This window comes from Nocardioides nitrophenolicus (assembly GCF_016907515.1).
In the GTDB taxonomy this organism is placed as follows: Bacteria; Actinomycetota; Actinomycetes; order Propionibacteriales; family Nocardioidaceae; genus Nocardioides; species Nocardioides nitrophenolicus.
Map to the genome: position 1 here is coordinate 2,582,158 of NZ_JAFBBY010000001.1, position 13,894 is coordinate 2,596,051.

At 72.7% G+C, this 13,894-nt stretch carries 16 protein-coding genes; 6 read left to right on the forward strand and 10 right to left on the reverse strand.

Annotated features, from left to right (window positions below):
* Window positions 1-9 precede the first annotated feature (9 nt).
* Complete coding sequence (locus JOD66_RS12580) at window positions 10-816, reverse strand: DUF881 domain-containing protein (RefSeq protein WP_239545217.1); 807 nt, start codon at window positions 814-816, stop codon at window positions 10-12.
* Window positions 817-860: 44 nt separating this feature from the next.
* Here JOD66_RS12580 and JOD66_RS12585 point away from each other — a divergent pair, with 44 nt between their 5' ends.
* Window positions 861-1,367, forward strand: coding sequence for a cell division protein CrgA (locus JOD66_RS12585; protein ID WP_307823479.1), 507 nt, complete (start codon window positions 861-863; stop codon window positions 1,365-1,367).
* Between the two features lie 294 nt (window positions 1,368-1,661).
* Here JOD66_RS12585 and JOD66_RS12590 read toward each other — a convergent pair whose 3' ends face one another.
* Window positions 1,662-2,582 (reverse strand): rhomboid family intramembrane serine protease, encoded by a 921-nt coding sequence (locus JOD66_RS12590; protein WP_204837213.1) that lies wholly within the window; start codon window positions 2,580-2,582, stop codon window positions 1,662-1,664.
* Window positions 2,583-2,592: 10 nt separating this feature from the next.
* Window positions 2,593-3,102: a peptidylprolyl isomerase gene (locus tag JOD66_RS12595; protein WP_204837214.1), complete on the reverse strand. Its 510-nt coding sequence runs from the start codon at window positions 3,100-3,102 to the stop codon at window positions 2,593-2,595.
* Window positions 3,103-3,321: 219 nt separating this feature from the next.
* Between JOD66_RS12595 and JOD66_RS12600 the strand changes: the two genes are divergently transcribed.
* Complete coding sequence (locus tag JOD66_RS12600) at window positions 3,322-3,630, forward strand: hypothetical protein (protein ID WP_204837215.1); 309 nt, start codon at window positions 3,322-3,324, stop codon at window positions 3,628-3,630.
* A gap of 39 nt (window positions 3,631-3,669) precedes the next feature.
* Here the strand turns inward: JOD66_RS12600 and JOD66_RS12605 are convergent, their stop codons facing one another.
* Both JOD66_RS12605 and JOD66_RS12610 read right to left on the reverse strand, forming a co-directional pair.
* Complete coding sequence (locus JOD66_RS12605) at window positions 3,670-4,005, reverse strand: DUF3817 domain-containing protein (RefSeq protein ID WP_204837216.1); 336 nt, start codon at window positions 4,003-4,005, stop codon at window positions 3,670-3,672.
* Window positions 4,002-4,796 (reverse strand): SURF1 family protein, encoded by a 795-nt coding sequence (locus JOD66_RS12610; RefSeq protein ID WP_204837217.1) that lies wholly within the window; start codon window positions 4,794-4,796, stop codon window positions 4,002-4,004. The genes JOD66_RS12605 and JOD66_RS12610 overlap by 4 nt, the downstream gene beginning before the upstream one ends.
* A 144-nt stretch (window positions 4,797-4,940) precedes the next feature.
* On the opposite strand from JOD66_RS12610, the gene JOD66_RS12615 reads away from it, so the two are divergent.
* From JOD66_RS12615 to JOD66_RS12625, 3 genes are all read left to right on the forward strand, one after another.
* Complete coding sequence (locus JOD66_RS12615) at window positions 4,941-5,663, forward strand: FadR/GntR family transcriptional regulator (RefSeq protein WP_204837218.1); 723 nt, start codon at window positions 4,941-4,943, stop codon at window positions 5,661-5,663.
* Window positions 5,660-6,352 (forward strand): sterol desaturase family protein, encoded by a 693-nt coding sequence (locus JOD66_RS12620; RefSeq protein ID WP_307823481.1) that lies wholly within the window; start codon window positions 5,660-5,662, stop codon window positions 6,350-6,352. The genes JOD66_RS12615 and JOD66_RS12620 overlap by 4 nt, the downstream gene beginning before the upstream one ends.
* A gap of 172 nt (window positions 6,353-6,524) precedes the next feature.
* On the forward strand, window positions 6,525-7,304 hold the full coding sequence (locus tag JOD66_RS12625; protein ID WP_204837219.1) for an MBL fold metallo-hydrolase: 780 nt from the start codon (window positions 6,525-6,527) through the stop codon (window positions 7,302-7,304).
* Here JOD66_RS12625 and JOD66_RS12630 read toward each other — a convergent pair.
* Complete coding sequence (locus JOD66_RS12630) at window positions 7,285-8,259, reverse strand: hypothetical protein (RefSeq protein WP_204837220.1); 975 nt, start codon at window positions 8,257-8,259, stop codon at window positions 7,285-7,287. The genes JOD66_RS12625 and JOD66_RS12630 overlap by 20 nt on opposite strands.
* Window positions 8,260-8,314: 55 nt before the next feature.
* Window positions 8,315-8,818, reverse strand: a complete 504-nt coding sequence (locus JOD66_RS12635; protein WP_204837221.1) for a flavin reductase family protein — start codon at window positions 8,816-8,818, stop codon at window positions 8,315-8,317.
* Window positions 8,819-8,897: 79 nt separating this feature from the next.
* Between JOD66_RS12635 and JOD66_RS12640 the strand changes: the two genes are divergently transcribed.
* Window positions 8,898-10,376, forward strand: coding sequence for a SidA/IucD/PvdA family monooxygenase (locus JOD66_RS12640; RefSeq protein WP_204837222.1), 1,479 nt, complete (start codon window positions 8,898-8,900; stop codon window positions 10,374-10,376).
* 33 nt (window positions 10,377-10,409) lie between these two features.
* Here JOD66_RS12640 and JOD66_RS12645 read toward each other — a convergent pair whose 3' ends face one another.
* From JOD66_RS12645 to JOD66_RS12655, 3 genes are read right to left on the reverse strand one after another with little or no spacing between them, the layout of a single operon-like run.
* A complete protein-coding gene (locus tag JOD66_RS12645) occupies window positions 10,410-11,744 on the reverse strand; it encodes an NtaA/DmoA family FMN-dependent monooxygenase (RefSeq protein WP_204837223.1) in 1,335 nt (444 codons plus the stop codon).
* Window positions 11,741-12,781, reverse strand: coding sequence for an aldo/keto reductase (locus JOD66_RS12650; protein ID WP_204837224.1), 1,041 nt, complete (start codon window positions 12,779-12,781; stop codon window positions 11,741-11,743). The genes JOD66_RS12645 and JOD66_RS12650 overlap by 4 nt, the downstream gene beginning before the upstream one ends.
* A 32-nt stretch (window positions 12,782-12,813) precedes the next feature.
* Entirely contained in the window at window positions 12,814-13,884 is a 1,071-nt protein-coding gene (locus JOD66_RS12655; RefSeq protein ID WP_204837225.1) for an aldo/keto reductase, read from the reverse strand.
* Window positions 13,885-13,894 lie beyond the last annotated feature (10 nt).

A 13,894-nucleotide genomic window follows, 5' to 3' on the forward strand; every position in this document is an offset into this window, starting at 1 on the left:
GCCCGGCCCTCAGCGGAGCGGGCGGGCGTACTGCAGGTCAACCAGGCCGTCGTACGCCGGCGCCTCGATCCGGTCCTCGAAGTCGAGGTCCCAGCCCATCTCGATGAGCGGGTTGTCGGCGTCCTTGCGGTAGCCGGCGACGATCGGGTCGCCGGCCACCGAGGAGTAGAGCTCGCTCGGGTCGCCGACCGCCTCGATGACGTACGGCTGCGGGAAGGGCTCGCCCTGGAGCTGGACGACCGGCCCCTTGCACCGGATGCCCGTCGTCGAGATCACCCGCTGCCCGGCGATGGTGACGGCGCTCGCCCCGCCCTTCCACAGCGCGTTGACCAGGGCCTGGATGTCCTGCTGGTGGACCACGAAGCGGTTCAGGTTGAGCCGGTCGTCGGGATCGAGGTGCTTGTTGCGCTCGACCGCCTTGTCGAGCAGCTCCTCGGGCGCGTCGGACAGGGTGACCTTCAGCCCGGGACCGGTGCGCGGCGTCATCCCCGCCGGGTCGCGCAGCTTCGCGATCTCGCGCCGCGCGTCCCGCACGCTCTTGTCGCCGACCCCGGCGCTGAGCCGGTCGACCTGGTCGGACAGGTTCTGGTACTGCTGCTCGACCTTGCGGTAGTCCGCCGCCTCGCCCTCCACCAGCCCCGCGAGGTCGGTGTAGCGGCCCGGCCGCAGGTCGGAGCCCTCGCTGTTGGTGGCCGAGACGGCGAGCAGCGCACCGCACATCAGGACCACCGCGGGGGTGCCGACCCGCCATGCCCGAGAGCGGCCGCGCGCCTCGGGGCGGCGGCCCGTCGTACCTCCGGCGTGGGCACCCGTCATACTGACAGTGTCCACCACCACAGAACCTGATCGAGGAGCCACCCGTGGCGAAGTCGTCCCGCCTGTCGAAGCGCAAGGAGCGCGAGGTCTTCGGCGACCCGGATCGCGGACCGCTGATGAGCGTGCGGTTCGCCATCGCGCTGCTGCTCATCCTCGGCGGCATCGCCTGGATCCTCTACTACTACTTCGGCATCCGGCCCACCGACGGGTTCGGCAGCATCGGCTCCAACGGCAAGGTGCGCCAGCCCGGCGGGCCGTCCTTCCTCGCCGACCTCGAGGGCAAGAACTACCTGATCGGGTTCATCGCGCTCTTCCTCGGCCTGATGGTCTCCGCCCACCCGTCCACGCCGATGGGTCGCGGCCGCGGCGTGGTGGTCAGCATGCTGGCGTGCTTCCTGATCGGCCTGCTGTGGATCTGCGTCTTCTACATCTTCCTGACGGGCAACGACCCCAAGGACATCCCGATCCTCAACGACCTGGGCCAGAAGAACCTGTTCGTCGGGATCGGGTTCATGGCCGTCGGCTTCGCCTTCGCCACCCGCTGGGAGTAGTCCCTGCCGCTCTCGCACGCCGCGCCGGCGGACCCCCGTGGTCCCCGGCGCGGCGCTCGTTTTCCCCAGGGATGTCCACAGCTGGGGAGAACTACATGGGTGTCATTCCTCCACATCGGTGGATAACCCTGGGGAAAACGCCGACCCGGCAGAAAGTGGCGCGGGGTTGACGCCGACCCGGCAGAAACTCGCGCCGGAACGACGCCGACCCGGCAGAAGCTTCTGCCGGGTCGGTGGGATTCCTGAGCCAGTTTCTGCCGGCTCGGCCGGAATCGGGGGCCAGTTTCTGCCGGGTCAGGTGAGGGTGAGGGTGCGGAGGACCGTGGCGACGACGAGCACCGCACCGATGGCGGACAGGCCGGCCACCTGGACGACCGTACGACGCTCCTTCGGCGCGAGCACCAGCACCGCCGCGATCGCCGCGCCTCCGGCGAGCCCGCCGAAGTGTCCCTGCCACGACACATTCGAGAGCGTGAAGGTGAGCACCACGTTGATGCCGATCCACAGCAGCAGGCTCTGGATGTTGGCGCCCATCTTGAGGCCGACCACGACCAGTGCGCCCATCAGGCCGAACACGGCGCCGGACGCGCCGACGGTCGGGGTCTGCTCGGCGGAGAGCCAGTAGACGACGACTGAGCCGGCGAGGCCCGAGAGCAGGTAGAGCGCGAGATAGCGACCGCGGCCGAAGAGCGCCTCGAGCTGGGGACCGAGGACCCACAGCGCGAACATGTTGAAGGCGAGGTGAAGCGGCTCGACGTGGGTGAACATCGTGGTGAGCAGCTGCCATGGCGCGCCGTCGCTGACGCCGCTCGCCCAGTGGGCGGTCGTGCCGGCGTCGCAGGAGACCTTGTCCACGAACGGGTAGTAGCCGCCGTTGTTCTCGCGGCACGAGCCCCGGGCGGTCAGCGCGAACAGGTCGTACAGCTTGCTGCCGTAGCGACCCGACGCCATGATCGCGACCCAGACGACGACGTTGATGCCGATCAGCGCGATCGAGACCGCGCCGGGATTGCCGGAGATCCGGCCGCCGTAGGCCGTCGTGGCCTGGCGTACCGACCTGCGCCCCTCGGCGACGCAGTCGGGGCACTGGAAGCCCACCGCCGCCTCCCGCATGCAGTCGGGGCAGATCGGGCGGTCGCAGCGCTGGCAGCGGATCCAGGTCTCGCGGTCGGAGTGCCGGTAGCAGGTCGGCACTCCGACCGGAGGGTTGCTCATCCGGGGTGGGTCAGCCGACGAGCTCGACGGACTCGATGACGACCGGCTCCACGGGGCGGTCCATCGGGCCGGTCTGGACCGCGGCGATGGCGTCGACGACGTCGCGGCCGGCCTGGTCGGCGACCTCGCCGAAGATGGTGTGCTTGAAGTTCAGCCAGGTGGTGGGGCCGACGGTGATGAAGAACTGCGAGCCGTTGGTGCCCGGGCCGGCGTTGGCCATGGCGAGCAGGTACGGCTTGTCGAAGACCAGCTCGGGGTGCGGCTCGTCCTTGAAGGTGTAGCCGGGACCGCCGGTGCCGGTGCCGAGCGGGCAGCCGCCCTGGATCATGAAGCCCGGGATGACGCGGTGGAAGGTGAGCCCGTCGTAGAACTTGCCGGTGCGGCCGTTGCCGGCGTCGTACGCCTTCTCCCCCGAGGCGAGGCCGGTGAAGTTGGCGACCGTCTCCGGCGCGTGGTTCGGGAACAGGTTGAGCGTGATGTCGCCCTTGTTGGTCTTCAGGACGGCCTGCTGCTCTGCCATGGAAGTGCCTCGTCTCCAGGTGGTACGGGTGTGATGCGGTACGGCGTCGATCCTACTGACGCGCGCACGCCTGGCCACACGCCTGGCCACACGCCCGGCCACACGCCCGGCCACCCCGCCGCCCGTACCCTCGACAGGGCTTGACCCGCGCCGCTCGGGGCGTGGTGGGATGGGACTCGCCGACCCGGCCGGGTCGGATCCGCGAAGGGAGAGCTCGGGATGGGAAAGCTGAAGAAGCTGGTGGCCGTCGGTGCGCTGGGGGCGATCGTGGCCGCGGTGGCGAAGAAGCTCCAGGCCGGAGGGAACGACAGCTCCCCGTGGCAGTCCGCGCCCGAGCCGGCCACCCCGGCCGCGCCGACCCCGGCACCCGCAGCCCCGGCGCCTCCGACGCCGGCGCCCGACGAGCTGCTCGTCGACAACGCGCCCGAGCCGATCGACCAGCCGGACCAGGTCCCGCCGCCGCCCTCCGCGGCCGACGAGCGCCCGGACCCGCTCACCGATCCGCTGCCGGAGGAGCCGCAGAGCTGACCGGTCGGCCCGACCCGCGGGCCTGCGGGCTCGCGGGGTTCAGCCCTGCGCGAGCTCCGCGTGATCCTCGCGCAGCCGCTGTGCGACCCGGCGCTCCACCCAGAAGATCAGCCCCGGCACCAGGCCCGCGACCAGCATCAGCAGGAGCTGGGGGATCGTCCACCGCGCCTTCTGGGTGAGCAGGAACGCGACGACGACGTACACGATGTAGATCCAGCCGTGCACCAGCCAGATCGGGGTGAGGTCGTCACCCAGCCGCTGCAGCGTCGTGCCGTCCTCGAGCAGGTACTTCAGCAGCGAGCCGACGGTGCCGACGAGCAGGAGCACGCCGACCACGAGCGCGAGCACGCGGTAGACGTTGAAGAGCTTGGTCACGAGTCCGAGGGTACGACGGCGTCCTCGGCCGCCGGGGCGTCGGCCTCCTCCAGGTCCCGCTCCGACGTGGCGTCGCGCACGTAGCGGAACCACAGGAACGCCGCGAAGGCCGCGAACACCCACCACTCGACGGCGTACAGGATGTTGCGCAGGCCGGTGAACCGGCTCGCCTCGGGCAGCTGGTCCAGGGTCGCGCCCGCGATGCCGGCGGCGGCGTCCGCGGGCAGCGGCTCCTCGGCGACCACGTAGGCGCCGTACAGGTCTTGGTCGACGCGCTGCACCAGGTCCGCGATCCGCAGCTCCGGCACCACGTCGTCGCGCGGGTCGTCGTCGACCTGGCCGCTGCCCTCCGGCGGCTGCAGCCAGCCGAGCAGGTCGACCTCGCCGGCGGGCGGCGCGGGCAGCGTGGCCGGGTCGGTTCCGGCGGGCACCCAGCCCCGGACGACGGGTACGGCGGCCGCATCGGCGTCGCCGACGGTGATCGGCGTGACCAGCCAGTCGCCGTCGGCCCCCTGCTTCCCCGCCCGGCCGGACACCAGCACGGTGCCCTCGGGCAGGAAGTGGCCGCGCACCTCCACCGGACGGCCCAGCCCGGCCGTCGGGAACGGGTCGTCGGGGCCGATCAGCTCGGTCATCGGCACCGGGTCGGCGTGGGTCAGGTCGACCCGCTCGGCATCGCGGCGGGTCTGCCAGGCGTCGTACTGCCACCCGCCCATGCCGACCGCGATGGAGACGCAGGTCAGGCCGAGCAGGTGGGCGGCCCACAGCCTCATGCTCCACCAGCGCGCCACGTCAGCAGCCTACGTGGCTGGTCTGACCACGTGCGGTTGGGGACCAATCCGTGCGATTTCACGCCGACCTGCCGCAGTCTCTGCCCACAAGAAAACTGGTCAGACCACTTGACCACCAGATAACCGGACCGTACGGTCACCCCCATGGCCCTCCGCCCCGTCACCCGCCGCTCCGTGTCCGACCAGGTGGTCGACCAGCTCCTCGACGACGTCGTCGACGGCGAGCTGGCGGCCGGCGACCCCCTGCCCAGCGAACGCCGGCTGGCGGAGGTGCTCGGCATCTCCCGGCCGGCGGTGCGCGAGGCGCTGCAGCGGATCGCGCAGACCGGCCTGGTGGAGATGCGGCACGGCGGCGCGACGGTGGTGCGCGACTTCCGCCGGGCGGCGGGGCTGGACCTGCTGCCCCGGCTGCTGGTCCGCGGCGGTCAGCTCGACACCTCGATCGGGCGCAGCGTGATCGAGGCGCGGGCCGAGGTCGGGCCGGGGATCGCCGCGCTGGCCGCCGAGCGCGGGGGACCGGCGCTCGCCGCGGGGTTGGAGGCGGTCACCGAGCGGATGGCCGCGACCACCGACGCCGTGGAGTGGCAGGTGCTCGCGCTCGACTACTGGGACGTCCTCGTCGACGGCGCCGACTCGATGGTGTTCCGGCTGATGTTCAACAGCCTGCGCGCGGCCTACGAGCCCGCGCTCCCGGCGCTGGCGACGGTGCTCGCCGGCGAGGTCGGACAGGTGGAGCCCTACCTGCTGCTCGCCGCCGCCGTCCGGTCCGGCGACGCCGCGACGGCGCGCGCGGCCGCGGCCCGGGTGCTCATCCCCACCGCCGACACCCTGCTCGGGGCCTTCGCCGCGATGGGGGACGACCGGTGAGCCGCGGCGAGACCCCCCTCGACGATCGGTACGTCGGCGCGCGGCGCCGCACCAGCGCCACCATGGGCGAGGTGCTGGCCGAGTTCTGGCGGCACCCGAGCCCCTACCTGCTGGCCACCTGCCTGCTGGCCGCGGTCACCGGCCGGGTGCTCGCCGGGCCGGGCAGCGCGTACGAGCTGCTGATCCCGGTGGGGCTGGTGGCGCTGCTGCCGGTCGTGGAGTGGGTGGTCCACGTGGTCATCCTGCACTGGCGCCCGCGCCGCGTCGGCCCGATCACTCTGGACCCGCTGCTCGCCCGCAAGCACCGCGCCCACCACGCCGATCCGCGCGCCATCCCTCTGGTGTTCATCCCGTGGCAGGCCCAGCTCTGGCTGGCGCCGGCGTGGACCGCGCTGGCCTGGCTGGTCACCCCGACGACGAGCGCGATGTTCACCCTGCTGACGGCGGTCTACGCGATCAAGTCGACCTACGAGTGGACCCACTACCTGCTCCACAGCGACTACCGGCCGCGGTCGGCGTGGTTCCGCAAGGTGTGGCGCAACCACCGGCTGCACCACTACAAGAGCGAGCACTACTGGTTCACCGTCACCAGCGCGGGGACGGCGGACCGGCTGTTCGGGACCGCGCCGGACCCGAGCACGGTGCCCACCTCTCCGACCGTTCAGCGCCTGCACAGCCAGGACGCGTGACTCTACGGCCTCGCACGCTGCGCGACGCTCAGCATCCACGCTCGCGGCGTCGCCGACGCTCGACGTGCGCCCGGCATGCCCTCGCGCCGGCGCCTTGCGAGCGCGGCGCCGAGCGACGCTCGCTCGCACGATTCCGTAGAGCCACGCGTCCACGCGTGACAGGCTGAGCGCCGTGCGGATCTCCCACCTCAACTGCGCGACCATGAGGCCCGCCCTCGCTCCCCCCATGGTCGCCCACGTGCTGCTCCTCGAGCGCCCCGACGGGCTGGCGCTGGTCGACACCGGCTTCGGCACCGGCGACCTGGCCGATCGCGAGCGCCTCGGCCGGCCCTTCCTCACCACCGTGCGGCCCGACCTCGACCCGGGTGAGACCGCCCTGGCCCAGGTGAGGGCGCGTGGTCACGATCCGGCCGACGTCACCGACATCGTGCTCACCCATCTCGACCTCGACCACGCGGGCGGGATCGGCGACTTCCCGAACGCCCGGGTCCACGTGCACGCCACCGAGCACGCCGCCGCGACCCGGCCGAGCCTGCGCGAGAAGGCCCGCTATGTCGCCGGCCAGTGGGCGCACGGGCCGCGGTGGACCCTCCACGAGGAAGGCGGCGACGACTGGTTCGGGTTCGCGTCGGTCACCGCGCTCGCCGACGACGTGGTGATCGTCCCGCTGCCCGGCCACACCCGCGGCCACTCCGGGGTCGCCGTACGACGTGACGACGGCCGGTGGCTGCTGCACGCCGGCGACGCCTTCTTCCACGGCGGCCAGCTCGCCGATCCGCCCACCTGCCCGGTGTCGCTGACCGCCTTCCAGCGGCTGATGGCGATCGACAACCGGGCCCGGGTCGCCAACCTGGAGCGGCTCCGGGAGCTGGCCCGCAGCCAGGCCGAGGTCACCGTGATCTGCGCCCACGACCGGGCGCAGTACGACGACCTCAGCTCGGGCAGACCGTGAACGGCAGGTGTCCCTGGCGGGTGAGCCGGGCCGCGGCCGCCGGGTCGTCGAGGATGTAGCCGAGCCGGCCGCTCGCCGGGTCGGCGACCCCACGGCTCATCACCAGGCTGAAGTCGGGGTCGGTCGGCGGCATCACGTCGGCCAGCCGGACCCGGTCGAAGGCGTCGCTGCGCTTGGGGCCGAGCTGGACGGTGACCAGCTCGGTGCCGAGCGCCACCGACCAGGCGTCCAGCTCGTCGAGCCCGTGCAGGGCGGCGGCGGGCGCGGCGGCGAGCTGCTGCTCCATGCCGGCGCCGAAGACGGTGTCGAAGGGGGTGCACCCGCGTTCGACGTACGTCGACACGGCCTCGCTGCCGGTGATCGCGACCAGCGAGGGGTCCGCGCCCCAGGACTCGCCGACGGCGGGCGGGGCGGCCGAGGTCACCAGGTGGCGGCTCTCGTCGACGACCGCGCCGGCGAGTGGACCGACCCGGGCCTCGACGGCCCGGCTGATCGCCGCCATCGGCACCCGCTCGTGGAACGCGAGCACCCAGCCCTCCGCACCGCCGTCGCCGGTCCAGCTCGCCTCCCAGGCGACGTCGTCCTGGCTGATCCCGAACTGGTTGCGCAGCCGCTGGTCGTCGGGGCGCAGCAGGCCGGTCGAGAGGGCGGCGGTGCGGGGGAGCCGCCGCCAGAACCGCTCCCGCTCGGGGCCGGGGGTGGCGCCGTCGAGGGTCGAGAAGCCCAGCACCAGCCGGAGCTGGTCGAAGTCGGTCACCGTCAAGGTGGTGGCACTCGACGGCACCAGGGCGAGCACGGCGGCGGACGGCTCCTTGGAGGCGTCGTACTCCGTGGCGACGACCTCGGGGGTCGGCACCTTCTGGTGGACCACCTTCGGCTCGCTGCTGCAGCCGGCGAGGGGGAGGGTGAGGAGGACGCCGACCAGCGCGGCTCCGAGACTCCCCACACGACTCACGCGCCGAATCTTGCCATGACGCGGCCCGGGCGGTCCGACCTTCGCTACCGCCGCCTCACAGGGAGGCGGCGAGCCGGCCGAAGGCGGAGCGGTGGAAGATCAGCGGGGCGCCGGCGTCGGGCTGCTCGACCGCGCGGATCCGCAGCAGCACGATCACGTGGTCGCCCGCCTCCACCTCGCGGTAGATCGAGGTGTCGAACCAGGCCACCCCGTCGTCGATGACCAGGCCACCCTCGTCGGAGGCCGAGACCCCGACCCCGGCGAAGCGCTGGTCCGGCTCCCCGGCGAGCTGGCGGGCGAGCTCCCCGTGGTGCTCGGCCAGGACGGTGACTCCCAGCCGCGGCGAGCGGCGCAGGTCCGGCCAGGTCTTGGAGCCGGCGGCGATCGAGAAGGAGACCAGCGGCGGGTCGATCGACTCGGAGCGGAAGGACGACGCGGCCAGGCCGACCGGGCGGCCGTCGACCACCGCGGCGACCGCCACCACGCCGGTGGGGTGGACGCCGAACGCCTTGCGGAGCCGGGAGGGATCGAGGTCCTGGTTGGTCGGGAAGGTGCTCATGGGCGCCAGGGGGAGGAAGGCTGCATGACAGGTGAACATACCGTAAGACGAGTAAGTTAATGCAGATATAGTCCAATGCATGACATCACCGCCTGAGAGCGATCACGAGTACGGCGCCCGCATCCACCGGCTGTTCGGCGCTCCACCCGCCCCCTGGGTCCGGGAGACCGACACCGACCACGACGTGCTGGTCGTGGGCGGCGGCCAGGCCGGGGTGGCCATCGGCTTCGCCCTGCGCCGGGCCGGGATCGCGTCCACCTCGGTGATCGACGCGGCGTCCCCGGGCGGCACCGGCGTGTGGACCACCATCGCGCGGATGCGCCGGCTGCGGACCCCGAAGGCCTGGCCGGAGCCGGAGTTCGGCTTCCCCGAGCTGAGCTTCCGGGCCTGGTACGAGCGCCGCCACGGCGTGGCGGCGTACGACGAGCTGGAGCGGATCCCGCGCCTGGACTGGGCGGAGTACCTCAGCTGGGTCGAGGCCATCGTCCGGGTGCCGGTCCGTCATCGCACCCGCCTGGTCGGGATCGAGGGCCACCCCACCCACGTCGCGGCCCACCTCGAGCTCACCGCCGAGGACGGCTCCACCCGCCGGGTCACCGAGACCACCCGCAAGCTGGTGTTCGCCAACGGCGTCGCCGGCACCGGCGGTCCCCAGGTCCCCGCCGCGCTGGCCGGCCTGCCCCGCACGCTGTGGGCGCACACCGGCGACGACATCGACTTCGCCGCGCTGCGCGGGCGCCGGGTCGCCGTCGTCGGCGCCGGCGCCTCGGCTCTCGACGCGGTCGGCACCGCGCTGGAGGCGGGCGCGGCGGAGGTGCACCTGTTCACCCGCCGGTCCGAGCTGATCGTCCAGGGCGGCGGCTTCCCTCCGGGCAACCTCGGCGCCCGGGAGAACTTCCACCGGCGCAGCGACGCCGACCGCTGGCAGCTCAAGGTCGGCCTCGCCCGGGCCGGGCGCTCCTGCACCCTCGAGTCGGTCCAGCGCGCCAGCGCGTACGACGGCTTCCGGGTGCACCTCTCGGCCGGCTGGGCGGCGGCGGCCCCCGAGGGCGCCGGCCTGCGCGTGGAGGCGGCCGACGGCAGCCACCACTTCGACTTCGCCATCGCCGGCACCGGCTACCAGTACGACCCGGCGACCAGCCCCGACCTGGGCCCGATCGCCGCCCGGATCGCGCTCTGGGAGGACCGGTACCAGCCGCCCGCCGAGCTGGCCGACGCCTCGCTGGGCCGCTGGCCCTACCTCGGCGAGGGCTACGAGCTGCAGGAGAAGGTGCCCGGCTCGGCGCCGTGGCTGCACCGGATCCACGTGTTCTCGGCGGCCGCCGCGATGAGCTTCGGGCTCCCCGTCGGCGACGTCGCCAGCCTCTCGACCGGCGTACCCCGGCTGGTCGACGCCCTCGGCCGCGACCTCCACTTCGAGGACCTCGACCTGGCCGCCGCGGCGCCGCGGCCCGACGCAGCCACGGCCCCCGCGGGCCAGGCCCCGGACCACCGGGCGGTCTACGCCCACGCGGTGTGGAGCCCCGCGGACGAGCAGCGGGCGGTGCCGGTCGTCTGACCGGCACCGCCCGTGGCGTGCTTCGACCGAGCGTCAGCCGACCAGTCGCTCCTCCCCGCGCGTCCGCGCGGGGAGGGGCAGGCCGAGCCGCTCGCGCAGCGTGCTGCCGACCTCACCGGGCACGAACAGCCCCCGCTCCACCAGCAGCGGTACGACGAGCCGGGCGAACCTCTCGAAGTCGACCGAGGTGTCGGCGTACATGATGGTGAAGCCGTCGGCCGCGCCCGCGGCGTGCCAGCGCGCGAGGTCGTCGGCGATCTGCTCGGGCGTGCCGGCGAGCAGCCGGTGCCCGCCACCGGCGACGCCGGCGGTGCGGCGCACGAGCTCGCGCGGCGTCAGCGGTCCCTCCTTGAGCATGCCGCGGGTGCTGACCTGGAAGCCGGCCGAGCCCGCCTCGCCGACCGGCACCTCCGGCAGGTCGGCGAGCGAGATCGGACTGTCCAGGTCCCGCTCGCCCAGGCCGAGCAGGGCCAGCGTGGTGCGGGCGATCTCGTCCTCCGGCACCGTGGCGTAGAGCTCCTCGAAGCGCGCCCGGGTGTCGTCCTCGTCGGTGCCGACCAGCACGATCACGCCGAGCGACACCTTGACGTCGTCGGCCCGCCGACCCGCGGCGACCGCCCGGGCCCGGATGTCGTCGCGGAAGGCGACCGCCTTGTCCTGGGTCTGGGCCACGGTGAAGATCACGTCGGCCAGCTCCGCGCCGAGCCGGAGCCCGCCCTCGGAGCCGCCGGCCTGGCACACGACCGGACGGCCCTGCGGACCCGCGGGGGTCGGCAGCGGGCCACGCACCGAGAAGAACTCGCCCCGGTGCTCGATCGGATGGATCCGGTCGGTGTCGGCGTACCGGCCGGCCTCCTTGTCGGCGACGATCGCCCCGGGCTCCCAGCCGTCCCACAGTCCCTGCACCACCTGGACGAACTCGTAGGCCCGGCGGTATCGGGTCTCCTTGTCCGGGTTCTCGGGGTACCCGAAGTTCGCCGAGGCCCCGCCCGCGAAGGTGGTCACCAGGTTCACCGCCGCCCGGCCCCGGGTCACGATGTCCAGGGCCTGGAAGCGCCGCGCGAGGTTGTACGGCGAGTTGTAGGTCGTCGAGCTGGTGATCAGCACCCCGACCCGCTCGGTGATGGCGGCCAGGTTGCCGAGCAGCACCAGCGGGTCGATGCCGTTGGCCGGATGGGACGCGATGTCCGGGGACAGCGCCGGGGCGTCGCCCAGGAAGATCGCGTCCAGGCCCACCTCGTCGGCGACCCTGGCCAACCCCTGGAAGTAGTCGATCGACAGATGGTCGCCGGGATCGTTGTGCGGCAGCCGCCAGGCAGCCCGGAAGTGACCCGGCGTCATCAGGGACGCGACGAGGTGGATGGTCATCGCAGCACGACTCCGGTGCCGTGGACGCCGAACTCGTCGATCACCGCCAGCTCGTCGTCGGTCAGCTCCGGACCCTGGGCCGCCTGCACGTTGTGGTCGAGCTGCTCGATCGAGCTGGCGCCGATCAGCGCGGAGGTGACCGCGGGATTGCGCAGCACCCACTGCAGCGCGAGCTGCGCGAGCGACTGGCCGCGGGACTCCGCGAGCTTGACCAGCTCCGCCGTGCGCTGCCGGTAGGTCTCGTCGATCAGGCTCTTGTCGAGGAACTCGGAGTTCTCCGCACGGGCACCCTCCGGGATCGACTCGAGGTACTTGTTCGTCAGCAGGCCCTGGGCCAGCGGGGAGTAGACGATCAGCCCGAAGCCCTCGTCGAGGGCGAGCTGGGCCAGGCCGTTCTGGTCGATGCTGCGGTCGAAGATCGAGTAGCGCGGCTGGTGGATCAGCAGCGGGACGCCCTCGGCCTTGAGCAGCTGGGCGATCGCGGCGGCGCGGTCGGTCTTGTAGTTGGAGATGCCGACGTAGAGCGCCTTGCCCGAGCGGACGGCCGTGGCCAGCGCCGAGGCGGTCTCCTCCAGCGGCGTCGTCTCGTCCGGGGTGTGGTGGTAGAAGATGTCGACGTAGTCGGTGCCGAGGTCGCGCAGGCTCAGGTCCAGCGAGCCCAGCAGGTTCTTGCGGCTGCCGCCCTTGAGGTACGGGCTGGGGCCCATCGCGCCGCCGGCCTTGGTCGACAGCACCAGCTCCTCGCGGTAGCCGCTCAGCTCCTTGCGCAGGACCCGGCCGAAGGTCTGCTCCGCGCCGCGGTGCGGGGGGCCGTAGCGGTTGGCGTTGTCGAAGTGGGTGATGCCCAGGTCGAAGGCGTGCAGGATGATGTCGCGCTGCTTGTCGAAGGCGTAGTCGGCGCCGAACTTCTGCCACAGGCCGAAGGAGAAGGCGGGCAGGTCCAGCCCGGAGCGGCCGGTACGCCGGTAGGGCACCTGCTCGTAGCGGTTCTCGGCCGCCTGGTGGACCCGGTAGTAGTGGGGGAACGTGTCGCTCATGTCTCGTCTCTCGCTGGTGGGAGGGGTGGGATTCAGTGCCGGTTGGCCGCGGGTGCGCCGACGACGGCGTGGCCGCGGCGCAGGGCCGCGGGCTGCAGGGAGGGCGTGTGCTGGCCGGTGTCGCGCTCGAGGAACTGGGTGCCGGGGTCGACGATCTCGTCGATGCGGTCCAGGATCGCGTCGTCGAGCTGGACCGTGGCGGCCTTGAGGTAGGCCTCGAAGTGCTCGGGCGTGCGCGGGCCGATGATGACCGAGCTGACCGCCGGGTGGTTGAGCGCGAACGCGACCGCGAGGTCGACCAGGCTCAGCCCGTTCTCCTCGGCCAGGGTGGCCAGCGCGTCGGCCGCGCGCAGCTTGCGCTCGTTGCGCTCCAGGGCGATGTCGAAGCGGCCGGGGATCAGGTCGGCGCGCTGGGAGACCGGCTGCTCCACGCCGATGCGGTACTTGCCCGAGAGCCAGCCGGCCGCGAGCGGACCGTAGGAGATCACGCCGACGCCGTACTTCTCGACGACCGGGAACACCTCGCGCTCCACGCCCCGCACCAGGATGGAGTAGGGCAGCTGCTCGGTGTGCGGCGCGATCAGCCCGTGCTTCTCGGCCAGCCAGTGCGCCTCGACCAGCTGGTGGGCCGGGAAGGTGGAGGTGCCGTAGTAGCGGATCTTGCCCGAGCGGACCAGGCCGTCGAGGGTCACCAGGGTCTCGAGGAGATCGGTGTGCGGGTCGGGCCGGTGGGCCTGGTAGAGGTCCAGGTAGTCGGTGCCGAGGCGGCGCAGGCTGTCCTCGACGGCCTGCACGATCCAGCGCCGGCTGTTGCCGGCGTGCTGCGGGTTGTCGCCGATCTGGCCGTGGAACTTGGTCGCGAGGAAGAGGTCCTCGCGCGGCACGGAGGCGCTGGCCAGCGCCTTGCCGACGATCTCCTCGGACCGGCCGCTGCCGTAGGCGTCGGCCGTGTCGATCACGGTGATGCCCGCGTCGACGGCGGCGTGGATGATCTCGATGCTCTCGGGCTCCTCGGCCCAGCGGCCGAAGTTCATGGTGCCCAGGGTCAGCGGACTGATCCGGACTCCGGTGCGCCCGAGTCGTCTGGTCAGCTCGAGGGACATGGGTTTCCTT